Raw genomic sequence first — 23,924 nt, 5'->3', positions numbered from 1 at the left:
TTGGTTTATTATTTTATTTGCTACAATAAATTTAAGCGTTTTCAACTAATCGATAATAAAAGTGACCAGTACTGAAGCGGCTGATCACTTTTTTATTTGCAGCAGGAAGCTGATTTTCCAGATTCAAAAAATAAATTCATTTTTTCTGTAACCATTTCAACACTGAGACGTATTTAGAGTGAAGGGGGTCAAAAGGTGGATGGGTTTGACGGGGATTTTACAAAGGAATTTAAAAGCTGTCAGCAAGAGCTTTTTCGCTATGCTTTTCATCTGACAAAAAACAGAGAACAGGCGGATGATTTAATTGGAAACGCCTGGTACAAGTATCTTTTGAATATTGAAAAGATCAACAGTTCCCAGAGAAAATTCTGGCTGCTTCGAGTGATTTATAACGAATTTATTGATTCTCAACGAAAAAAGAAAAGATGGCGGTTAACATCTCTTTCTAATAATAAAAAAAACAGTTTACTACAGACAGAATCAATTGAAGAAGCATTGGAAAAGAAAGTTGAGAAAGAGAATCTGTTGGCAATTATTGCCAGTCTGGAGTTTCCTTATCGCGAAGTTTTTTCATTTTTACTTTTCAGAAATGTCGGTTACGGAGCTCCAAGCCTTTTTTGGAATGAACAGCAGTCAAATAAAGACAATCTTGTACAGAGGACGCAAAAAGATAAAGGAGAGGATACTAAATGGGTGAACATGAGAATTTTAAAATACTTTTAGAAAAATATCAATATGGTCAGCTTTCTGAAGAAGAAAAATAATATGTAGAGGAAGAGTTGAAAAAAGCAGAAGCGATTCAGGACTACCTGTTTTCTTTGGAAGATTTACCGAAAAATAAAGAAATTCCGATTTTTGAGACGGAAGATGTTAAACATATTCAAAAAGTTATTCAAAAAAAATGGCTGAAGCAAGGGATAATTACAGGAATAATTGTTCTATTTGTCCTGTTGGGAGGATACTTTTTAGGGGGACCGCTGCTTAACCAGTTATACTTCAATCCATTGAAGGGGCAAAGTGAGAATACCTATAGTGATTTTGAATTGTATGAACGAATTAAGGATAGTCTGTCTCCGGATGGGCCTAATTTAACAAGTGTTAATATTCAACAGACTGGAATTGGTACCTATCAAGTAGATGGGCAGTATGTTGATGTTTTCAGAAATAACTATCAGCTGCAGTCCATCACAATTAAAAAAGATGAAATAGATTACCAGCCGGTAACCTCATACTATCATTCTTTTCTCCCTTCAAGCTGGATTTCAACAGAAAAGATGTTTGGCAGTAAACCAAACCCTGACTTAGCGGAACTAAAAGAACGAATCAATGGTATGCCTAAAAGCAGCTATTTAAAAATCAAATTGTATTTTGAACCTTATAAAAAAGTTGAATTGAATCAGGTTCAGTCGCTTGTAAAACAAAATGAGCTTGAGTATGTGCTGGGAGCTGGAATATTATCTACTGATTATTCCTATCTAGGTACTTCTAATTTTGGACTCAATTTTGGTAAAAGCTACTTGAGAATATTCAATCAGGAAGACGCAGTAAGTCATAGAGAACAACTGGAGCAGCTGAATGAAAAATATCCGGAGCTTTTTCCGTCAAATAATATCAGAATCAGCATGGATTCTGATAAGTTGGAGCAGCATTATTTATCCATGCTGAGTTATTTGATTGATCAGGAAGAGTTGGGAACCGAAATTGAAAAAGTCTACTTCCCTCAAGTATATAATCCTTCAACTGAGGAAGAAAAAGAGCTTTATGCCTCATATCCGAAATATATTGACAGCCTTAAAGAAGCAAAAACGATTGTTGAGAAAAATGGTCTGATTGTCAGTACCTTAACCATTGTTATTCAGCCGTATCAATTTGAATCCTTAATTGACGATGAGATAATTTCAGGAGTTGGACTTGAAGGTGTTGAAATTGAGAACAATTTTTTGTGGAGCGATTTATAGGGATAGCGTAATAATTACTCATAAAAAATGAAGCGTACAGTAGGGATGAGAACAAACTGTTTTCGCTTCATTTTCTTTTTATTCTATTATCCAAAGCATTTTGAACAAGGAGTCAACCCCATACTTTGAGCTGCCTCCAGACTAGCAGGTGTATATGTTCCGTTGCCGCATTTTCGTGTATGATAATGTGCGCCGGTTTTCGTTACTAAAACGGTTTGTTCATTGGTTTGTTCCTGCAGAGCCTCTTCTTTCTGCATTTCGGCTGCTGCCTGAACTTCCTGATTCCTAATATTTTCATCAATTGCATTTAGTCTGGCTGTCAAATCTGAATTGTGCGCAGGTAGTCCATTCACAGAAGCTAACGCAGCCTCATAATTTTCTCTCGTAAGATTTGCCTCTGCGGCAGCTACCGCAGAAAAGGCTTCAGCTGTCTGAGCTGCAAGTTCTTCTGCTTTTTTAGCCTCTTCATCTGCAATTCTTATTTCTTCTGCTTTCTTTGAAATGAAGGGGCCTGATGCAATTAGATCAACATAACTATAGTTGCCGATCCCATCTTTATCGACAGAAACTTTTACACTTGTATTCGAAGTGTTTGTGAGAGCATAATTATATTCAAAGTAGCCTTCTGAATCAGAAGTTATTTCGCTGATTGTTCCAATTTTGACAGTTGCATTGGGTTTTGTTGTACCACTTATTAAAATCAGACCCTCTTCATCTGATTCCAGCCTGCTTTCAATGACCAGTTCAAGGATTTTTGGCTCAGATAAACTTGACCTGGTTGTCGAAATAATCGTAGAATTTTTCCTGGATATATCTGGATTTTTCTCAACAGATTCATTTTCTTTTGGAACTGTTATTCCCAATAAAATAAAAGAAATAATCAGTATGCCGATAGAAATATTCCTCGATCGTTTATTCGGTTTTTTTCGAATAAAGTACCATGTAGCAAACGCACTGCAAATAATTCCCAACGCAAATAAATTATCCATTTTCTTTCCCCGTTCCGTGTTATAATACTAGTGCTCTGATCAAATTATAAATTACTATAAAAGATAGTCTGCAAATGATGTCAATGACAAGAGCAAGCAACTTCAAATAGCTTGACTCCAGTTAGGGATAAAATCGGTGTTTTCTTCCGAGTTGCTCCTGTGCTGGCTGCACGTTTCTTGAATTAGAAGCCTAACTTAGCTTTAAACTGGTCAACACAATAGCTGCAATCTATTCATTTATTTGTTATTCAAAATGCACCTCCTGTGATTCATTCCAACAGAATGTTTTTTTGCTGAATAAAATGGTCAATGTGTATCCTTTGAGTTTTTATTTCTGCTCCAAAGTATCTTATTGATGTACATTTGTATGTATAGCTTAACATAAATTGGAAATAATAGGAATAAAAAATAAGAAACTAAGATAATTGCGTATCTTTTAGCTTATAGTGAATACTCAGCAGAAAAGCAATCTCTGATTAAAAAATCAGTCTATTTACTTTTATTTCCTGCAGATTCTTTTTGAAAGAGCCTGGAATAACAATTTTTCGGGTGTTTAAAATATCTGTTGAAGGGGAAAGATGGTAGAATAAAATCAGGGAGGTGCTCTATGGAAGTTCTTTACGAAAAAGATGAGCAGCAAAGCCTGGTTGTTTATGGCGAGACAGTAGCATCATTATTAAAAGAAGAGCAGTTTGAAGAAAAGCATATTTTGCTGGTAACAAATCAAAAATATTACGACCTTTTTTCAGATAAGCTGATTCGTTTATTTAATCATCGTCAAAACCTTGACTGGTACATATGCAGTAATGATGCCCACTGTAATAATTTTAGTGAATTGGCATCTTTGTTGGCTTTTATTGGAGCATTTCCAATTTCAAAAGACTATATGCTGATTGGAATAGGAAATGAAGGAGTCATGCATCTTTCTTCTTTTATTGATCGAACAGCACCATTTAAAATAAATACATGGCAGCTTCCGCTTTCTCTGCAAGCCTTAAGTAAAGCAATTTCAGGTTATGGGCTAATAGAGCTGAATCGTCAGAAAGCATTGCAGTCTATTTCACTGGCAGAAAAAATTATCTATGATCAAACGATGATAAAAAAAGACGGTGATAGTCAGTTGGCTGATTTTATGGTATTTATTCAGTGCGGGATTGTTTGCAGCCATAATTTCTTAAGGGATCTGTTTCGGAATTTTTCTGACAAACAACGGTTGAATCAACAATCCTTTAACGGACTTTTAAATCCATTGCTTCAGTTTTATGAAAAGCAGGGGAATTCAATTCAGGAATTTGGCTATATTTTTGAAAAAGCATTTTACGCTGTAGATGGCGGACATCTTCTTTCGAACTACATGAAGCAGCTGCTGGGTATCTTATTACAGCTATTATGGTCCCAACAAAAAAATGGATTTTCGTTTCATTTTGAAAATTTCCTAATCTGGCTGATGCGTTTAGGCTATCCTGTTGAATTTCCGAAGCAAATATTTACCAGTGATTATGTGCAGGAGCTTTTGACCTGCAGCGAGAATTTTGGGAAATCTTTATTATTACAGGATATAGGGGTTCCTGAAGAGAAAGTAAACTTTGATGCAGAACAACTGCTTCTGACAGTAGAGGAATACAGGAAATTGATTGACAAGATAGAAAAAGGACAGTGAAAAAATGACATATAGTGAAAAGATGTTGCAGGCTCTGCATGCAGAAAATCTGGCAGAAGCACAGCTGATGCTGATAGAAGCATTGAAAAATGATGATGAAGATACCTTAGTTCAACTTGGAGAAGAATTGTTGTCTATTGGTTTTTTAGAAGAGGCAAAACTGATTTTTGAACAATTGCTTTCAAAATTTCCGAATGCAGAAGGTCTGAATTTACCATTAGCGGAAATTGCTGTAGAGAATGATCAGTTTGATGAAGCTCTTGCTTATCTGGAAAAAGTACCTGAAAACAGCCCAAGTTATCCTCAGGCTCTATTGATTTTAGCAGATCTTTATCAAGTGATGGGAATTCCGGAAGTTAGTGAAGCCAAACTCAGAGAAGCACAGCAGCTTCTTCCTGAAGAACCGCTGATTCAATTTGCGTTGGGTGAGCTGTATTTTGTGAACGGACAGTTCGCTGAAGCCGCAATACAATATGCAGAGCTGTTGGAACAGGGAGAGGAAAATGTTTCTGGGGTTTCGATCAATGAACGTTTAGGTACCAGTTACAGTATGCAGGGACATTTTGAAGAAGCTGTCCCTTTTCTGGAAAATAGTTTAAAAGAACAACAGACAGATGATCGTCTGTTTCAATTGGCCTTCACCTACATTCAGATGCACGAAAACCAAAAAGCTATTATTTTATTCCAGCAGCTCAGAGCCCTAAATCCGCATTATCAATCTCTTTATTTTTATCTGGGAGAAGCTCTTCAGGAAGAAGAATTACTGGAAGAGGCGCAGGAGGTCTTGGAGGAGGGAATCCACGAGAATCCGTTTCAGGTCGATCTCTATCAATTAGCTTCAGAAAATGCTTATCGGCTGCATGATATTGAAAAATCAGAAAAATTGTTGAAACAGGCAATTGAATTGGGAGAAAAATCAGATGAATCATTACTGACACTCAGCAATTTATATAGAACAGAAGAGCGTTTTGACGAAGTCATTCAGACTCTTGAAAAAATGGAAGAAAAGGGACACCCATACGCAGAATGGAATCTTGGGAATGCCTACAATGAACTGGAAAAGTTTGATCAGGCAAAACGCCATTACCAGCAGGCATATCAGGAATTGGCACATGAACCGGACTTCTTAAAAGAATATGGACTTTTTCTAAGAGAGGAAGGAATGCTTTCAGAAGCCAAAGATTTGTTCCAGCGCTATCTGACAATAGAACCAGGTGATAATGAGGTTTTATCTTTACTAGATGACATCGGGGAAGGTTAGGCGATATTATGGAAATTAATGTAGCAGAAAAAAAGAGTTTTTTGGTTTGGCTGGTGAACAATATTTCCTTTCCAAAACGTGAAGTAATCTGGATATTGAATTATTTGATTAATCATGAAGTGATTTTAAATAATGTATCATTTGTAGAGTATGCAAATAAAACAGATCGCGGGATTCAAATTGCTTCAGCAAGCGCAGATTATGAACCGATTATATTATATCTTCAAGGAAAAACCTTTACGGATACGGATCAGATTTTTCATGAGATCCGAATGAACTGGAAAGATCGTCTGTACCTTGAATGTATTTTTGATAAGGCATTCCAGAATACGGAGTATCTTTCTATACTTGAAGACAATCCTTTTTCCCCTTGGAAAGAGAATATCAGCGATGAAACGGTTCAAAAAATAAATGCTTATTTTGAGCATCAAGAACATACTGCCCGTATGGCGCTGCTTCGTTCACAGATTGATCAGTCATTGGAAGATGGAAACCACGAAGCCTTTCTAGAATTGTCTGATGAACTGAATCGAATGAAGCAGTTGTATCATTAAGAAGCTTTGATGTTTACAATACTAAAAAAGGAAGAGTTTGGGACAGAAATAAAGTTCCAAACTCTCTTCATATCTACACCCGAATAAACGGCGGTACAAAAGCAACTCCTTCGGAATTAAGCCGAACTATCCTGAAAATATGAGGAGCTATTTTCGGATATTCCTTCTTAATTCTCGGAGCTGATCGTTTTTGTCCCGACCTCTTCTTTTTTAGGCATTTTTCTAAATAGTTTCTTTTCAGGCTTTGCATAGGTAAAGCCTTCGCCAATCGCCTCGTGTACATTTGTAACGGAAATAAATGCTTTTGGGTCCAGTTCGTGAACGATTCGTTTAATCTCTATAATTTCACTTGGGCTGACAACAACATATAAGATCTTTTTGTCGATTTGAGAATAACCGCCTGTTCCGGAGAGATAGGTTACTCCCCGTTCCAGCATTGCCATAATCACTTCACCAATGTCTTCTGAACAGTTTGAAATGACTAACATTCCTTTGGCTGAATAAGCACCATCCAGGACTGAGTCCACAATTTTGCTGAAAACAAATGAAACAATTAGCGTATACATTATTCGTTTTACATCCAAATAGGTTAAGGATAATGTTAATACAAAGACATCAAAGAGAAGTAGAGAACGTCCCATACTGACTCCGAAATTCTTCTCTAGTATCCTCGCAATAACATCGCTTCCTCCAGTAGTTCCACCCACTCGATAAATCAAACCGCTGCCTGCACCTCCCGCCAGTCCTGCCAGCAAAGAAGCAATTAGAAGATCATGGTCTAAATTAATGGAAACTGGAAAGCGTTGAAAAATCCACAGAAAGGCAGAAAGTGAAAGTGTCCCGATAATCGTATAATAAAAGGCGTGCTTTCCCAATATTTTTCCGCCAATTAGAATCAGCGGGATATTAATAAGCAAAGTAGAATAGGCTGGATCAATGTTGAAGAGTGCCAGTAAAATCAGTGTAATACCGGTAACACCGCCTTCAGCAAGATCATTTGCGATATTTATATTTACAAGACCAAAAGCATAAAGTGCCGTCCCAAATAAAATAATAATACTATCTTTAACATAAAAACTTTTTTCTTCCATATGCTCACCTCCTTTTCCTTCATCACTGTATCACTCAATACAAAAAACAACAAGAAGAATCTTTTCAACTGAAAAAGTTTTTGATAAGATGTCAAAGAAGGAAGGTTGTGAATGAAATGACAGAAAAGTCAGAATCACTAAGAGCCATGCAGAAAGAAGTAGATACGTATATTCAACAGTTTAAAGCAGGTTATTTTTCACCGTTGAGCCAGATGGCCCGTTTAACAGAAGAAGTGGGAGAACTTGCCAGAGAGATCAATCATTACTACGGAGAAAAACTAAAAAAAACGGATGAACAGCTAAAAACAGTGGAAGAAGAACTGGGAGACGTCTTATTTGTCACAATGATTATGGCCAATTCTCTTGATATTGATCTGACAGAAGTGTTTAATAGAAATATGGATAAATTTAACAAACGGGACAACTACCGTTTTGAGAGAAAGGATGGAAAAACACATGATTAAAATAACAATAGCCGGATTTAAAGGGAAGATGGGGAGTACTGCACTGAATATGGTGTTAAATGACCCGGAGCTGGAACTGGTAAGTGTGTTGGACCCTTTTGCAGAAGAAAAAAATATTAATGAAATCCCTGAATACCGTTCGTTGGACATCCCTGTTTTTAAGACAAAAGAGGCATTGCTCCCCACAAAACCAGATGTCTGGATTGATTTTACAGTTCCGGCTGTTGCCTACGAAAATACGCTCTTTGCCGTTGAAAATAAGATTGCTCCAGTTGTTGGAACAACAGGCTTTACAGAAGAACAAATTGAGACCTTGAAAAAAAAGTCAGGAGAACTTAAAGTTGGCGGTTTGATTGCGCCTAATTTTGCAGTCGGAGCTGTTTTAATGATGCAGTTCGCCCAGAAAGCAGCTGAATATTTTCCGGATGTGGAAATTATTGAACTTCATCATGACTTGAAACTGGATGCACCTAGCGGAACAGCAATTAAAACAGCCGAAATGATGGCTGAGGTTCGCCAGGAAAAGCATCAAGGTCATACGGAAGAAAAAGAGCTGATTCCAGGAGCACGTGGAGCAGATTATGAAGGAATGAAGATTCACAGTGTACGGCTGCCAGGACTGATTGCCCATCAGCAAGTTCAATTCGGAGGAACTGGAGAAGGACTGCTGCTTCGTCATGATTCATATGACCGCAGCTCATTTATGACTGGCGTTGCACTGGCTTGTAAAAAAGTCGTTGGTTTAAATAAGTTGGTTTACGGATTGGAAAATCTATTATGAAATTGGATATCATGCCAGAAGAATTTGTCAAAGCACTTGGTGTTATTAAAGAAATTGAGCTTCATGGATTTGAAGCTTATTTTGTAGGCGGCAGCGTAAGAGATGCCTTGCTTGGGAAAAAAAGTCATGATGTCGATATTGCTACAAGTGCGTATCCTGAAGAAATCAAGAGAATTTTTAAGCGGACTGTAGATGTAGGTATTGATCATGGAACAGTATTAGTCTTATATGAAGATTCTCAATATGAAATTACAACCTTCAGAACGGAATCAACCTATCAGGATTTTCGAAGACCAGATAAAGTGACATTTGTCCGATCACTCGAAGAAGATCTAAAAAGAAGAGATTTCACGATTAATGCCTTGGCACTAGACAAGGAAGGTACAGTGATTGATCTGTTTCATGGATTGGATGATTTGAAAAATGGGGTTATTCGTGCAGTTGGGAATCCCAAAGAGCGATTTCATGAAGACGCGCTGCGTATGATGAGAGGGCTTCGCTTCGCCAGTCAGCTTGATTTTACGATTGAGACAGAAACGCTCAAAGCAATTTATACCTTCCATGCGCTGCTTTCCAAGATATCTGTAGAACGTATTTCTGTAGAGTTCTCAAAACTATTGTTGGGAAACAACAGACAAAAGGGGTTTAGCCCGTTTATAGAAACTGAATGTTATCGAAATTGTCCCGGTTTGGCAGAACATCTGAACGGCCTGCTTCGTTTTTCAGCGCTGCCGAATTTTCCAATAGAAGAAGAACGTCAGGCATGGGCGCTGCTGATTAAGGAGCTGCCAGTTCCCAATAAGGAGATTCGTCTGTTTCTAAAAAAGTGGAAGCTGTCGAATCAAATGATTCATGAAACAGCAGAACTGGTCTGCTTTTTGAATAAGAGGTTGGAAGGAGATTGGTTGCCGGAAGCTCTTTATCGTGCCGGTCTTGATCGGGCATTAGCGGTTGAAAAGCTATTGTCTTTTTATAATCTGAAAGGTAAACTAAAAGAGACGGAAGAACAATTTTTAGCGTTACCAATCAAAGAAAGAAAGCAGCTGGCAATTACAGGGAACGATTTAATGACAATTATTGACAGGAAGCCTGGAAAATGGCTGGGTTTATTGATTGATTATCTTGAGAAATCTGTTATCAATAACGAGATTTCAAATGATAAAGAGATGCTAATTTCTTGTTCAAAAAAAATTATTGAGCAGCAGGATTTTCAAGGCTGAGTATTTATCGCTTCAATTTCACCTTGAAAATTATTTTGTTGCCAATTTTACAGGTAATGAAACAAATTGTTTTTGAAAATAAAAGGAGTGGAAGAAATGGATACTTTTTCCAAAAAATTTGTTGTTAAAGAAGAACACACTGCTAAAAATGCTGGGTCCGGTGATCTGGATGTACTTGCAACACCGGTAATGATTGCTATGGTAGAAAATACTGCAAAGGATTTTCTGGGAAAAGAATTGGCTGACGAAGAAACAAGTGTTGGGACTTCAATTAATGTGAAACATTTACATCCATCAAAAGTAGGGACTGAGATTACTGTTAATGTAAAATGTACAGAGCAGGAAAAAAATAAAATCGGCTTCTCTTTTGAAGTGATGGATGAAGATAAGCTTGTTGCAACAGGTGAGCATTATCGTGCAGTGATATTAACAGAAATTTTTCTGAGCAAACTGGGTTAGCACAACAAAGCGTTTTTTTAGTCACTTGTCCGTAAATATGCTAAACTGAAAAGTGTGTTAAGACTATTTTTTAAGGAGATAATATTATGGCAAGAGAAATGACCGGGTTAAAATTTTATTTTAGAAATGGCGAGACTTGGACAATTAACCGCCGCTACATTGGAGATTTGTGGATCAAACAGATAACTACAAGCTTTGGACGTATCAATGGCAGTGAATTTGTAGAAATTCATCCATGTGCCGGTTTTAAAATCGAGATTTTTCAGGAAGGCGATCATGTTCAAACCCATGATATCAACATGGGCGGCTTAGAATCAGGAATGTTCGCACGAGCTTTGAAATACGAAGATATCGAACGTATGGAAATTTTATACAAAAGCGGTACGCCTGATTTAGTTTACTTCCCATACAAAGACAAAAGTGATGAAGGCTTGGATAATGTTTATCAATCAACAAAAATCAGTGAAAAAACAAACAGTCTGTACATTGTAATTGATCCAACTCAAACGGTTGATGATATTTACGCATCTGAATTATAATTCAATATTCTATTTGGACACCTCTTCTGACGGAGGTGTCTTTTTATTAACGGTTTTAGTCGGTTTTAATCAATAAAGATGCTGAACAAAAATATGCGTAACTGCATGTGGTAAAGTGTTAAGTCATCAACAGTTAATCGGAAATTATATTCTTAGACAGTTCATACACTAACCCTCTGAATTTAAAAGCATAATTAAAAAGAACTTTTCTTTTTTTAATTTATTTGTTGACAATGGTTATAGATAAGCTTATACTTATTTCAATTCTTAAAAACAGTAGTGGAGTGATTGACATGAAAAAAGCAATTAAGAAACATTCACAACTGAATAAGTATTACTTTAGCTATTTTAGATGAGTTTGTATTCATGAGTATCATGGGTGCAAACAGTGCAAAACGCAAGTTTGTATCTATGATGGCTAAAGAATTTCAACATGACTTTCAAGCCGCGTAGATGAAAATCTATAGTGGCTTTTTCTTTAATTTTTTTTGCGAGGTACTCACTGTAGATTTTCTGTAAAATTTCAGTGGGTATCTCGCTTTTTATTTTGATTTTATGGAGGTTGAAGGATGGAGAACAAGATTACAGGACACACCCGATTGGTCGGATTATATGCAACTCCGATTCGACACAGTGTTTCACCTATGATTCAGAACACAGCATTCCAGGCACTCGGGATCGATGCAGTATATCTGGCATTTGAGCTTGGAACGGATCGTCTGCCGCAGGCGATTGATTCAATACGTAATTTAGACATGCTGGGTGCAAACCTGTCCATGCCGAACAAAATGGCTGCAGTTCCTTTGATGGATGATTTAAGTGAAGCAGCCAAGCTGGTTGGCGCTATCAATACGATTGTTAATGTGAACGGTAAGCTGACTGGTCATATTACAGACGGTACTGGATTTATGCGAAGCTTAAAAGACATGGACATCGATATCATCGGACGAAAGATGACACTTATAGGAGCAGGCGGGGCAGCAACAGCAATTATTGTACAAGCTGCACTTGATGGTGTGAAAGAAATTGCCGTTTATAATCGCAGAGATGAATTTTTTGAAAAAGTAAAAGAAAAGCTGACTTATATAAAGCAGCAGACAGACTGCAATATTCATTTGCATGATTTGGAAAATGAAAGCGAGCTGGCAGCAGACGTAAAAGACAGTACATTGCTGGTTAATGCTACAGGGGTAGGAATGAAGCCGGATTTGGAAGCTGCTCCTATCAGTGATTTTTCAATCATCACAAAAGATCTGGCGGTATTTGATGTCATCTATACTCCAAGAGAAACTCGATTGTTGAAAGAAGCAAAAGCCAGAGGCGCAAAAACAGCCAATGGACTTGGGATGCTTTTGTATCAGGGCGCCGCAGCATTTGAGCTTTGGACGGGTAAGGAAATGCCAATAGAAACAGTAAAATCTATTATTGAAAACAGCTAATAAAACATACAAAGAAAACTCAGGAGGAATTTAATTATGATTGTTATTATGAAAGCTAATGCAACGAAAGAACAGGTAGATTCAATTATCAATAGAGTCAAAAAAGAGGGATTGGATGTTCAGATTAATCAAGGAAAAGACCATGTAGTTATCGGACTTTTAGGAGATACCAGAAAAATGCAGGATGTTGCTTTTAACAGCTATGAAGGGGTAGAAAACACCGTTCGTATTTCCAATACTTACAAACTGACATCAAGAGAGTTTCATCCACAGGATACAGTTGTTGATGTAGATGGTGTTAAGATCGGAAATGGCGAATTTGTCACAATGGCCGGTCCTTGTTCCATTGAAGGATTGGATCAGATTAGAGAATGTGCAAGAATTGCTAAAGCAGGAGGAGCTCAGATTTTACGAGGGGGAGCTTTTAAACCGCGGACGTCTCCATACGCTTTTCAGGGACTGGAAGAAGAAGGGTTGAAATTCATTCGTCAGGCAGCAGATGAGCTCGGAATGAAGGTTATTACAGAAGTAATGGATGAAGCCCATATTGACATGGTTGCTGAATACAGTGATATTTTGCAAATTGGCGCCCGCAATATGCAGAACTTTAAACTGTTGGCATCTGTCGGGAAGACAGGAAAACCAATTGGCTTAAAACGCGGAATTTCAGGTACAATTGATGAGTGGCTGAATGCAGCGGAATATATCGCTGTTCAAAACAATAATAATGTGATTTTTATTGAACGGGGAATCCGCACCTACGAAACAGCAACACGAAATACATTTGACTTAAGCGCAGTTCCATTAATAAAAAAACTGAGCCACTTCCCAATTATTGTAGATCCAAGCCATGGAACAGGAATTTGGGATCTGGTGCCGCCTATGGCTCGCGCAGGAGTTGCAGCAGGAGCAGACGGTATGATTGTGGAAATTCATCCAGATCCGGCAAATGCATGGTCTGACGGACCTCAGTCATTGAACGAAAAAACTTACCTGCGAATGATGGCAGAAGTTCAAATAATGGAAAAAGCGATGAAAGAGATTCGAAATCTGGACAAATAAATCAGCATCGCTTCAATGAATGAGTATAAAAGAAAGCAGGGATTATATGTTAACAGTTACCCTTCCAAATCACAGCTATGAGATTATCATTGAAAAAAACAGTCTGTCTCGTCTGGGAGAGTGGGTTCAGCAATTATGGAAACCTCAAAAAATCGCAGTAATCACAGATCGTACAGTAGATAAAATTTATAGTTCAACGGTACTTGAGCAATTATCAGTTGCAGGGTTTGATGTTACTAAATTTGTAGTACCGGCAGGAGAACCCAGTAAAAATTTAACAAATACTGAAAAAATCTATGATCATCTGGCTGAAAATCAGTTTACTCGAAGTGATGGAATTATTGCACTTGGAGGTGGTGTGATTGGTGACCTGGCAGGTTTTGCTGCTGCGACATATATGCGTGGTATTCATTTTCTGCAGGTACCAACTACACTACTTGCTCAAGTTGACAGCAGTATCGGAGGAAAAACGGGTGTTAATACTAACCGAGCAAAAAATTTAGTTGGTGCATTTTGGCAGCCGGACGGTGTCCTGATTGATCCTGAAACATTGAAAACGTTAGAAAACAGACGTTTGAAGGAAGGGATTGCTGAAATCATAAAATCTGCAGCAATCGCCGATAAAGAGCTCTGGGGAAAACTGCAGCAGTTAAAAGATGAACAGGATCTGCTGCAGCATGCTTCTGAAATTATTACTGATTGTTTAAAGGTAAAAAGAAAAGTTGTAGAAGAAGATGAACTGGACAATGGCATTCGGCTGATCTTAAATTTTGGTCACACGATTGGTCATGCCATTGAAAATACAGCTGGTTATGGTGTTGTCAGTCATGGGGAAGCCGTAGCAATAGGAATGGTTCAGATGAATCAAATTGCTGAAGAAAAAGGGTTGACTCCAAAAAATACGACAAACCAGTTAATTGAGTTAATAGAAAAATTCGGTTTACCTGCTACTTATGACAATTGGCAGGAAGAAACATTGTTTCAAGCGCTGACTCATGATAAAAAAACCAGAGGTACATCAATAAAGATTATTTTACTTGAAACAATTGGTCAGGCAAAAATTGAAACAGTTAGCATTGAAGAGATGAAGGACTATTTGAAAAGGAGCTGAGCTTAGTGAGATTTATTACAGCAGGTGAATCACACGGACCTGAATTAACAGCAATTATTGAAGGACTGCCTGCAGGGCTTCCTTTAAGTGCAGAGGATATAAATTTTGAACTCGCCCGTCGTCAAACCGGCTATGGCAGAGGTGGAAGAATGCTGATTGAAAAGGATATGGTGCGTATCACATCAGGTGTTCGTCACGGAAAAACTCTGGGATCTCCAGTTACTATGATTGTGGAAAATAAAGACTGGAAAAACTGGCAGTCTGTAATGTCGGTTGAACCGGTGTCTGAAAAAGAAAAAAATATTCGCAGAGTCAATAAGCCAAGACCGGGGCATGCGGATCTGGTAGGGGGGATTAAGTACGAGCATGATGATTTGAGAAACGTACTTGAACGATCTTCAGCAAGAGAAACAACGATGCGTGTAGCAATTGGCGCTGTTGCCAAGAAGCTTTTGAAAGAGCTTGATATCGAGGTGGCCGGGCATGTTGTAGTACTTGGAGGAATTAAAGCCGAGATCCCTGAAAATATGACGATATCTGAAGTGAGAAACAGATCAGAGCAGTCAGAGGTACGAGTCGTTGACCCTTCAGTCGAGGAAAAAATCAAAACACTGATTGATCAAACTAAGAAAAATGGCGATACGATTGGTGGGGTTGTCGAAGTATTAGTTGGCGGTGTCCCTGTCGGATTGGGCAGCTATGTCCAATGGGATCGAAAACTTGATGCCAAAATTGCACAGGCAGTTGTCAGCATCAATGCATTTAAAGGTGTGGAATTTGGTATCGGCTTTGAAATGGGGCATAAACCTGGCAGTCAGGTGATGGATGAAATCATTTGGGATAAACAAACCGGTTATACAAGAACATCTAATAATCTGGGTGGTTTTGAAGGCGGAATGACCAATGGCATGCCCATCATTGTGCGTGGGGTAATGAAACCTATTCCTACACTGTACAAACCACTCCAAAGCGTGAATATTGATACTAAAGAAGCCTATAAAGCAAGTGTTGAACGATCAGACAGCACCGCAGTGCCTGCTGCCAGCGTCGTTTGTGAAGCAGTAGTAGCAACCGAGATTGCTCAAGCAGTGCTGGAAAAATTCGGCAGCGATTCATTCGACCAAATGAAAAAGGAAATAACGGATTATCGTCTTTACACTCAGCAATTTTAACCAACTACAAAAATCGGGGTGTGAAGAGAAATGAAACAAAATGTATTAATCATTGGGCTAGGACTGATTGGCACGTCACTGGCACTGGTAATCAGAAAAGAACATCCCAAAACAGTTATTATCGGAATGGATATCGAAAAAAGCTCAGAAGATTTTGCTTTGAAAAGAGGACTAATAGATAAAATTGCGGCTTCAATTGAAAGTGAAGCTCCGAAGGCTGATGTAATTCTGCTGTGCTCTCCTGTTGAAGTAGTTAAGAAGCAGCTGTTGATACTAAGCAAGCTTCGGCTGAAAGAGGAAGTAATCATCTCTGATGTGGGCAGCACCAAACAGGAAATTGTTGCCGAGGCAGAAAAGCTGAAGCTGCATTCATTTATTGGCGGCCATCCCATGGCAGGTTCACATAAGTCGGGGGTTACAGCAGGAGATGAGCGGCTCTTTGAAAATGCGTATTATATTTTAACCCCTAATGTTCTGACAAAACCGGAATATATAAGTTCATTAAAAGAGCTTTTGAAAGGGACAAATGCGAAATTTGTGATATTGACGACAGAGGAGCATGATAAAATCACAGGGATGCTAAGCCATTTACCGCATATTATTGCTGCAGGACTTGTCAATCAAAGCAAGGACTTCACCACCCGACATCCAAGAGCAAAACAATTGGCTGCCGGAGGGTTCAGAGATATGACACGAATTGCATCTTCTGATCCTGAAATGTGGACAGATATATTGATGAGCAACAGAGAAAAGCTTTTGGAGCTGATTTCAAGCTGGCAATCTGAAATGAATCAGGTTTCTAAGTGGCTGAAAGAGGAAAACAGATTGGCTGTTTTCCAGTTTTTCCAGGAAGCAAAAGAGACACGAAATCAAATGCCGATCCATAAAGAAGGTGCTATTCCAGCCTTTCACGACTTATTCATAGACATTCCAGATATTCCAGGAGTTATTGCGGAAATTACGGGAATTATCGGAAAAGCAAATCTATCTCTAATTAATTTGAAAATTCTTGAAACCAGGGAAGATATTTTTGGAATTTTGCAGCTGACATTTAAAAGAGAACAAGACTTGACAAAAGCAAAGGAAGTTATTGAAAAAGAAACGAATTATCTATGTTATGAAAAATAATAAAGGAGGGATATTTTGAAATTAGTAACGAATAAACAGCAGCTATCCGGAACAGTTCATGTACCCAGCGACAAGTCCATTTCACATAGAAGTATCATGTTCGGTTCGATTGCTTATGGTAAAACCGTGGTAAAAAATTTTTTACGAGGGGAAGACTGTCTCAGTACAATTGAAGCATTTAGAGCATTAGGTGTGAACATTGAAGACGATGGAGAAACTATTATTGTTCATGGCGAAGGTTTTGAAGGCTTGAAAAAACCTGCTAGGCAGATTGACGTGGGAAATTCAGGAACAACTATCCGCTTAATCAGCGGAATTTTAGCTGGCAGACCTTTTGCCTCAGAACTTTCAGGGGATGATTCAATTGCGAAACGTCCTATGGCCAGAGTGATGAACCCGCTCAATCAAATGGGAGCAGTATGCTCAGGTCATGAAGGAACAGAATTTCCTCCGCTGACAATAAATGGATCGGAGAAACTTCAGCCTATTCATTATGATATGCCTGTTTCAAGTGCCCAAGTCAAATCAGCTGTTCTATTTGCAGCATTACAGGCTGAAGGAATGACAACTGTTGTTGAAAAAGAAAAAACAAGAGACCATACTGAGGATATGATTCGCCAATTTGGAGGAAGCATTGCAGTAAATGATAGAGAAATTCAAGTGACTGGTCCTCAAAAACTGACTGGGCAGGAAGTTACTGTACCAGGAGATATTTCCTCAGCAGCATTCTTTTTAGCAGCTGGATTAATCATACCTGGAAGTAAAATTACATTGACAAATGTCGGCTTAAATCCTACACGAACCGGAATAATTGATGTTATTAAGCAAATGGGCGGAAAGATTACAATAGAAGAAGTGAGCAGCGAAAATAATAAGGCTGGTACACTCACCGTGGAAGCAAGCGAGTTAAAAGGGATCGAGATCAGCGGTGAGATTATTCCTCGTCTAATTGATGAACTGCCGATCATTGCTTTAATGGCCACTCAAGCAGAAGGAATCACCGTTATTCGCGATGCAGAGGAACTAAAAGTGAAAGAGACAAACCGTATTGATGCGGTTGCCAACGAGCTGAATAAGCTTGGAGCGGATATTACACCAACAGATGATGGTCTGATTATACGCGGAAAAACATCATTAAACAGCGGTCGTGTAACAAGCTATGGAGACCATCGAATTGGAATGATGCTTCAGATAGCTGCATTACTGGTAGAAAATGGATCAGTTGAATTAAACAGAGCAGAGGCGATCTCTGTATCTTATCCGAATTTTTTCAATGATTTGGAAATTTTATTTAAGTAGGAGGAGAAAAAATGCAGGGAATCACTCTTATTGGGTTTATGGGAGCCGGTAAAACAACTGTAGGGAAATTATTGTCTAAGTCTACAGGAATGAACCATATAGATTTTGATGACAAAATAGTAGAAGAAATTGGAATGACGATTCAGGAATATTTCGATTTATATGGAGAGAATGCATTTCGTGAAAAGGAAACCACTGTCTTAAAAAAATATATTGATCACGGCTTTATCATTTCTACCGGCGGAGGAATTGTTATGCGGCCGGAAAATCGGAAACTATTAAAGCAGATGAAGCCGGTTGTTTATCTGGAAACAGCTCCGGAGGTATTTATACCACGACTAAAAAATGATCATACGACAGTTCGTCCTTTGGTTGTATCTAAATCTCCGGAAGAAATAAAACAGGTGTTTGAGCCTCGAATTTCTTTCTATAAAGAATCTGCAAGTATGATTGTCAGTACCGATCAGCGAACACCGGAAGAAATTACAGAAGAAATACTAACTAGGTTAAAGCAGAGGTGAAAAAATGAATGTAGGTTATCTCGGTCCGGAAAGCTCATTTACCCATACAGCAACGAAAACAGCGTTTCCAAAAGATGCATTAATTCCATTTCGTTCAATTCCTGCATGCATCAAAGCAGTTGAATTCGGGGAAGTTGATCTGGGTGTTGTTCCAATAGAAAATACACTTGAGGGCTCAGTGAATACTACAGTGGATTATCTTTTTCATCAAAGCAGGATTCCTGTGGGCGCTGAAATTGTATTGCCGATTTTTCAACAGCTGATGGTCAGTAAAAAAAATCAGGACGACTGGCAAAGTATAACTAGGATTTTATCTCATCCGCAGGCATTGGCTCAATCTCAGGAATTTATCAATCAGTATTTTCCAGATGCACTATTAGAGCCGACACCTTCAACTGCTTATGCAGCAAACTTTGTTTCCGAACATCCAGACCAGAAGATTGCTGCCATAGCACCTAAACTTTCTGCCGAGACATACGATTTGGTTATTGTACAACAGAATATTCAGGATGTTGCAATAAACCGCACCAGATTCTGGGTAATTGGCTCTGAGCAGGTGGAACTTGAACATATTCCAGTTGAAAAGGAAAAAATGACACTCGCTATTACAATGCCTAATAATATGCCGGGGGCACTGCATAAGGCATTATCTGTGTTTAGCTGGCGGGAAATTGACTTAAGCAAAATCGAATCGCGGCCTTTAAAAACAACGCTGGGAGAATATTTCTTTTTAATTGATGTAAATATAAATAAACCAAAAGAACTTATAGAATTTGCTTTGGAGGAAATACGCTTGTTGGGCGGTTCGGTAAAAGTATTCGGAACCTATCAAATTCATCCGATACATGGAATTTAGAAAACAGGAAGCAAGTATTCAACTAATGATAAACACAGTTGGAGCTTGCTTTCGTGTGTAACAAGAAACTAGTACAGTATCTGTTTTTGATCTGTTCTCATGTTCGTATTTTGCAGAAATATAATCTATTGTTCGCCAGGTATCGAAAATTATTTCTCTGATTTTAGTCATTAAAATTATTTTTATATTTCGGAATTATTTAAGCAAAATTTTTACATAAGATAGTTTTTGAAGGAGATTCAAGATACTTTACTTACAGATAACAATAGAAAAAATAAATGTTCATTTTTATCAGAGACCTTTTAAAATATTCGTTAATTTAGAAATATATGATAAAGCAATAGAAGAGCTTTACAAATACAGAAAAGTGATTTAAATTGTATATTTTTCATGTTTTATTTGGAAATTCGGGAGTGTTTATTACAAATAAACAGAGATAATCTTCTTTTTAAAAAGGTTATTTTTTCTAAAAAATGACTGTTGAACAAAGACATTTACTTTAAAATAGAGTATGCTTATTCTTGACAGTAAAAATGAGGTGGATACGAAATGAGTCGAATGGACCGATTTAAGCATATACATGAAGATTCCCAAAAATCTGAAAATAAAGGAAGCTTTAATCCAAGACGAGAAAAGAATGGACGGAAAACAGAAAAACAACCAGTTGAACAGGACTATCAGGATCAGGAAACGAGATTGTACAGTGATTCGGAAGATAGTGGCAATATTCCGGATCCCGGTAAGCCTCCAAAAGTTAAGAAACCTAAAAAGAGAAGAAAAATAAAGCTGCTGCGTTGGCTGCTCATTATGTTGATACTTTTGATTGTCCTTCCTATTGTTTTCTTTTTCAAAGGGAAACATGCTGCTGAAAATGACACATCGATTCCTCAAGAAGAAGCAGAGATATTTAATGGGGTGACGAGTTCAAATGGAGCAAATAACATTCTGATTCTAGGAAGTGATACTAGGGGAGAAGATTCAGGAAGAGCGGATACTATCATGGTTTTGCAATTGGACGGGCCATCTGGAAAGCCGAAATTGATTTCATTCATGAGAGATACATTTGTTAACATACCAGGATATGAAACAAATAAGATCAATGCTGCTTATGCATATGGCGGTGCGGAGCTTGTCAGACAAACTCTTGCACAAAATTTCGGTATTGATTGCAAATACTATGCTAAAGTAGATTTCCAAAGCTTTGAGAAGGTGATTGATTCTCTATTTCCAGGAGGAGTTGAAATTGATTCAGAAAAAGATTTAAATTTGGATGGCGTTGATATTGCGCAGGGAAATCAAAAGATGGATGGACATGTTCTGTTACAATATGCTCGTTTCAGAATGGATGAAGAAGGAGACTTCGGGCGGGTTCGGAGACAGCAGCAGGTGATGACTGCTGTCATTTCTCAACTGAAATCACCACTGGTTTTAATTCGTACACCCGAATCTGCAGGTAAGCTTATCGGATATATGGCCAATAATATTCCGATGTCATTTATTTTAAAGAACGGACCTTCACTGGCTTTGAAAGGAACAGCAGGTATTGATCGTTTAACAGTCCCTGTTGATGGTTCCTGGTGGGATGAGTACTATGATTATGCAGGGAGCGTTTTAGCGACTGATAATGAGATGAACCAGCAGGCTATACAAGCATTTTTGGTCGATTAGTATAAAAAATACAGTTTTCATCTATTTAAGAGTATGTTATATTTAATAAAGTTTAGAATTATGAAACGAGGGTTTTTATATGAAACTTGCTGTTGTAACTGATAGTACAGCTTATTTACCAGATAGAATTAAGGAACATGATGATTTGTTTGTTATCCCTATTCCAGTAATTTTAGATGGAAAAATTTACAATGAAGGGATAGATATAGAGGCAGATGAATATTACGATCTGTTAAACAGCAGCTCGGAATTCCCAACTACTTCGCAACCAGCATTGGGAGAAGTGATTGAATTATATGAGTCTTTGGCAGCTAAGGGCTATGACACTATTCTAAGTATTCATTTATCCGCTGGAATTTCCGGCTTTGTCACTAATCTGTCTTCTGTTAAAGACAGTGTTAAAGGAATAGACATTTATCCGTATGATTCGAAAATTACAAGTATGCCCATGGGTAACATGGTAGAAACGGCATTGAATTTATCTGAGAATGGCGAGTCTATTCAGAAAATTATCAATAAACTGGATATAATGAGAGATAATACTTATGTGTATTTAGTTGTTGATGACTTAAATAATCTTGTTCGAGGCGGAAGATTGACGAATGGGGTTGCTTTAATTGGCGGACTGCTTAAAATTAAACCGATTTTAACATTTGAAGATGGAAAGATTGTTCTGTTTGAAAAAATCCGTTCGATCAAAAAAGCATTTACCCGAGCAGAAAAAATAATCGGTCAACGTGCTTCTGAGATTAATCATCCTGTGAAGCTGTATGTTATTCATGCGAATAATCTTGCTGTTGCAGAAGAAGAAAAACAAAAGCTTCAGGAACAGTATCCAAATGCAGAAATTGAGATTGGTCATTTTGGTCCGGTTATTGGTACACACTTAGGAGAGAAAGCAATTGGTCTGGCCATTTCTGCCTACTAATTTTTCAGAACTTATTCATTTTATTTTTTGACCGAGGCAGGTGTGCAAAAACTTTCCTCGGTTTTTACTTGAACATTTCCTGTCTAAAATCAATTGTCGGCTAAATATTTCAACAGTTGAGTAGTCTGTGATACACTGTTACAGTGTGCTCAACGGCAATCATTTATTAAAGGAGATATATTCGTGACAGGAAAAATAGAGCGATTGCAGAAAGAAAAAATGCAGCAGGTTCAACTGCTCGCAGTATACTATCAGGTGGTTAACCGTTTACCTCGAGGAGATAGGCGTGATCAAATCATTCGAGACATACTAGTTAGTAAAAATAAGATCAAACAAATAAATCAGCAGCTGCTGGCTTTTAATTGTAATAACAGAGTTTTATAAAGAGAATAAAATATATAACATTTGATTTGAGACATAATAGATCGTTCGACTTAAAGAAAAGAGATTTTCTGTTGTTATCTTGAGGTTGACACTGAGCCTATTCAGTAAAAAAACGGACTGTTTTTTCATAATCATTGCAGGTTTAAAGGAGCACAAAGGAGGGTATTCCCATTATTGATTTTTTCACAATCATTTTTATTGCATTTATAGTAACACTGTATATTTATTTGCTCTTAGTCCGTAAAAGTATTGGCATGTATGCTAAACGTTCCAACATTCCAATTATTATCGGAATTGTCCTTGGACTGGCATTTCTCGGTTTGGGAATTTTTACACCGCAGACATTAAATGACAAGCTGCTGGATATCTTTACTTCCTGTCTGTTGTTTAGTTTTATGATTGATTCTAAAGGATTGGCAGAAAATAAAATCATTGTGAATTCATTTGATAATAAAGGGATCAGCTATTCAGATCTTGAAAAGATCGTTTTATCAATAAAAGGTGAAGAGATTCGAATGAATTATTTTAGGAATGGCCGGAGAGGCTCATGTTTAGTCTTTAAAGTACCATTGGATCAGCTGTTGACATTCCTTGCAGATAAGGTTGCAAAAGATTTGGAAATAGATATCATTATTGAAGAAAATGAATAAGAAAGACAGGACAAATTACGACTCCAGGTCAATTTGTTCTGTCTTTCTTATTATGAGCTTTTTAAATCGTTCAGGCTTGTAAGCCGGCTTGGATTCTCTTTCCAGTGATTGATTATTTTCAGTGTTTGATTCAGTTTTTTTCCATTTTGATGAGTCCATAAGATTTTCGGGATATCTCTTAATTGAATATAAAAAGAGTACGTTGCGCTAAATCTGTTAAATTGTGTCCTGAAATCAGCATCCAAAATATCAATTTTCCGATAAATCTTTTTTTCATCACCAGTCTGAATATAAAATCGAAATTGATCAATTTCACCAATAGTAGTTGTTTGAGAAAAATAATTATTAAGAATATATTTAGGGTGTGTCTGAAAACTCAAGCGGCGAATATTTTGGTAATTTTTATCGAACTCATCGTCATAAATACTCGCTTATGAACCACATAAGCTGTGTTTTCTTCCTTGATTTCAACAAAAATCACTGAAAAATTCGAATGCCACTAACTTTTCAGACACGCCCTAGTTATTTTCTTCGACAGGAAGACCATTAGAATCCCAGAGATAGCAGATAAAAATTGATCAATGGAGCTAAAACTTAGAAATTTATTAATTGCAATCAAAACTGGCAACCAGAGTAGTAAGAATATACAGCCATCCAACAACCTTCTAAATACGACAAAATTGTTATTAATCCATTTCTTCTTTGAGAAATAGATTGGAATGGAAAAGTG

24 protein-coding genes are annotated in these 23,924 nt (G+C 37.6%); 22 read left to right on the top strand and 2 right to left on the bottom strand.

Translation table 11 applies throughout. The features are described from left to right. The first annotated feature begins 195 nt into the window (after positions 1–195). Complete coding sequence (locus tag LI954_RS11915; RefSeq protein WP_229444581.1) at positions 196–723, top strand: RNA polymerase sigma factor; 528 nt, start codon at positions 196–198, stop codon at positions 721–723. A 56-nt stretch (positions 724–779) separates the two neighbouring features. Then, positions 780–1,958, top strand: a complete 1,179-nt coding sequence (locus tag LI954_RS11910; protein ID WP_229444580.1) for a hypothetical protein — start codon at positions 780–782, stop codon at positions 1,956–1,958. Positions 1,959–2,044: 86 nt separating this feature from the next. Here the strand turns inward: LI954_RS11910 and LI954_RS11905 are convergent, their stop codons facing one another. Continuing rightward, positions 2,045–2,947: a hypothetical protein gene (locus LI954_RS11905; protein WP_229440974.1), complete on the bottom strand. Its 903-nt coding sequence runs from the start codon at positions 2,945–2,947 to the stop codon at positions 2,045–2,047. A gap of 607 nt (positions 2,948–3,554) precedes the next feature. Between LI954_RS11905 and LI954_RS11900 the strand changes: the two genes are divergently transcribed. Genes LI954_RS11900 through LI954_RS11890 form a run of 3 tightly spaced genes read left to right on the top strand, consistent with a single transcriptional unit; the run spans position 3,555 to position 6,422 of the window. Next, entirely contained in the window at positions 3,555–4,607 is a 1,053-nt protein-coding gene (locus tag LI954_RS11900) for a hypothetical protein (protein ID WP_229444579.1), read from the top strand. 4 nt (positions 4,608–4,611) lie between these two features. Next, positions 4,612–5,868: a tetratricopeptide repeat protein gene (locus LI954_RS11895; protein ID WP_229444578.1), complete on the top strand. Its 1,257-nt coding sequence runs from the start codon at positions 4,612–4,614 to the stop codon at positions 5,866–5,868. An 8-nt stretch (positions 5,869–5,876) separates the two neighbouring features. Continuing rightward, the gene (locus tag LI954_RS11890) at positions 5,877–6,422 is read left to right on the top strand and encodes a YpiB family protein (protein ID WP_229440977.1); all 546 of its coding nucleotides are present in this window, start codon (positions 5,877–5,879) and stop codon (positions 6,420–6,422) included. Positions 6,423–6,589: 167 nt separating this feature from the next. Here LI954_RS11890 and LI954_RS11885 read toward each other — a convergent pair whose 3' ends face one another. Further along, entirely contained in the window at positions 6,590–7,513 is a 924-nt protein-coding gene (locus LI954_RS11885; protein ID WP_229444577.1) for a YitT family protein, read from the bottom strand. Positions 7,514–7,629: 116 nt separating this feature from the next. Between LI954_RS11885 and LI954_RS11880 the strand changes: the two genes are divergently transcribed. From LI954_RS11880 to LI954_RS11800, 17 genes are all read left to right on the top strand, one after another. Then, entirely contained in the window at positions 7,630–7,977 is a 348-nt protein-coding gene (locus LI954_RS11880) for a nucleotide pyrophosphohydrolase (protein ID WP_229444587.1), read from the top strand. Further along, on the top strand, positions 7,970–8,758 hold the full coding sequence (gene dapB, locus LI954_RS11875; protein ID WP_229440979.1) for a 4-hydroxy-tetrahydrodipicolinate reductase: 789 nt from the start codon (positions 7,970–7,972) through the stop codon (positions 8,756–8,758). Before LI954_RS11880 ends, dapB begins: the two co-directional genes overlap by 8 nt. Further along, positions 8,755–9,978: a CCA tRNA nucleotidyltransferase gene (locus tag LI954_RS11870; protein ID WP_202069053.1), complete on the top strand. Its 1,224-nt coding sequence runs from the start codon at positions 8,755–8,757 to the stop codon at positions 9,976–9,978. The genes dapB and LI954_RS11870 overlap by 4 nt, the downstream gene beginning before the upstream one ends. A gap of 96 nt (positions 9,979–10,074) precedes the next feature. Then, the gene (locus LI954_RS11865; protein WP_229440981.1) at positions 10,075–10,437 is read left to right on the top strand and encodes a thioesterase family protein; all 363 of its coding nucleotides are present in this window, start codon (positions 10,075–10,077) and stop codon (positions 10,435–10,437) included. An 86-nt stretch (positions 10,438–10,523) separates the two neighbouring features. Continuing rightward, positions 10,524–10,976 (top strand): hypothetical protein, encoded by a 453-nt coding sequence (locus LI954_RS11860; RefSeq protein ID WP_202069050.1) that lies wholly within the window; start codon positions 10,524–10,526, stop codon positions 10,974–10,976. A gap of 569 nt (positions 10,977–11,545) precedes the next feature. Continuing rightward, positions 11,546–12,415, top strand: coding sequence for a shikimate dehydrogenase (gene aroE, locus LI954_RS11855; RefSeq protein ID WP_229440982.1), 870 nt, complete (start codon positions 11,546–11,548; stop codon positions 12,413–12,415). A gap of 36 nt (positions 12,416–12,451) precedes the next feature. Then, complete coding sequence (gene aroF / locus LI954_RS11850) at positions 12,452–13,477, top strand: 3-deoxy-7-phosphoheptulonate synthase (protein ID WP_202069048.1); 1,026 nt, start codon at positions 12,452–12,454, stop codon at positions 13,475–13,477. 46 nt (positions 13,478–13,523) lie between these two features. Continuing rightward, the gene (aroB, locus tag LI954_RS11845; protein WP_229444576.1) at positions 13,524–14,588 is read left to right on the top strand and encodes a 3-dehydroquinate synthase; all 1,065 of its coding nucleotides are present in this window, start codon (positions 13,524–13,526) and stop codon (positions 14,586–14,588) included. A 5-nt stretch (positions 14,589–14,593) separates the two neighbouring features. Continuing rightward, positions 14,594–15,760 carry a chorismate synthase gene (aroC, locus tag LI954_RS11840; protein WP_229444575.1) on the top strand — a complete coding sequence of 389 codons (1,167 nt, stop codon included), beginning with the start codon at positions 14,594–14,596 and terminating at the stop codon, positions 15,758–15,760. 30 nt (positions 15,761–15,790) lie between these two features. Beyond that, positions 15,791–16,888, top strand: coding sequence for a prephenate dehydrogenase (locus LI954_RS11835; RefSeq protein WP_229444574.1), 1,098 nt, complete (start codon positions 15,791–15,793; stop codon positions 16,886–16,888). 15 nt (positions 16,889–16,903) lie between these two features. Further along, entirely contained in the window at positions 16,904–18,187 is a 1,284-nt protein-coding gene (gene aroA / locus LI954_RS11830; protein ID WP_229444573.1) for a 3-phosphoshikimate 1-carboxyvinyltransferase, read from the top strand. Between the two features lie 11 nt (positions 18,188–18,198). Further along, positions 18,199–18,708 carry a shikimate kinase gene (locus LI954_RS11825; RefSeq protein WP_229444572.1) on the top strand — a complete coding sequence of 170 codons (510 nt, stop codon included), beginning with the start codon at positions 18,199–18,201 and terminating at the stop codon, positions 18,706–18,708. A 4-nt stretch (positions 18,709–18,712) separates the two neighbouring features. Next, on the top strand, positions 18,713–19,564 hold the full coding sequence (pheA, locus tag LI954_RS11820) for a prephenate dehydratase (protein ID WP_202069039.1): 852 nt from the start codon (positions 18,713–18,715) through the stop codon (positions 19,562–19,564). A gap of 549 nt (positions 19,565–20,113) precedes the next feature. Beyond that, on the top strand, positions 20,114–21,232 hold the full coding sequence (locus tag LI954_RS11815) for an LCP family protein (protein ID WP_229444571.1): 1,119 nt from the start codon (positions 20,114–20,116) through the stop codon (positions 21,230–21,232). A 79-nt stretch (positions 21,233–21,311) separates the two neighbouring features. Next, complete coding sequence (locus LI954_RS11810) at positions 21,312–22,160, top strand: DegV family protein (RefSeq protein WP_202069036.1); 849 nt, start codon at positions 21,312–21,314, stop codon at positions 22,158–22,160. A 183-nt stretch (positions 22,161–22,343) separates the two neighbouring features. After that, positions 22,344–22,544 (top strand): hypothetical protein, encoded by a 201-nt coding sequence (locus tag LI954_RS11805; protein WP_229444570.1) that lies wholly within the window; start codon positions 22,344–22,346, stop codon positions 22,542–22,544. A gap of 254 nt (positions 22,545–22,798) precedes the next feature. Continuing rightward, entirely contained in the window at positions 22,799–23,194 is a 396-nt protein-coding gene (locus LI954_RS11800) for a hypothetical protein (RefSeq protein WP_229440989.1), read from the top strand. Positions 23,195–23,924: the final 730 nt, after the last annotated feature.

The organism is Enterococcus sp. CWB-B31, from assembly GCF_020567645.1.
In the GTDB taxonomy this organism is placed as follows: Bacteria; Bacillota; Bacilli; order Lactobacillales; family Enterococcaceae; genus Enterococcus_L.
The sequence above is the reverse complement of the archived record's forward strand: the minus strand, read 5'-3'. Positions and strand labels throughout refer to the sequence as shown.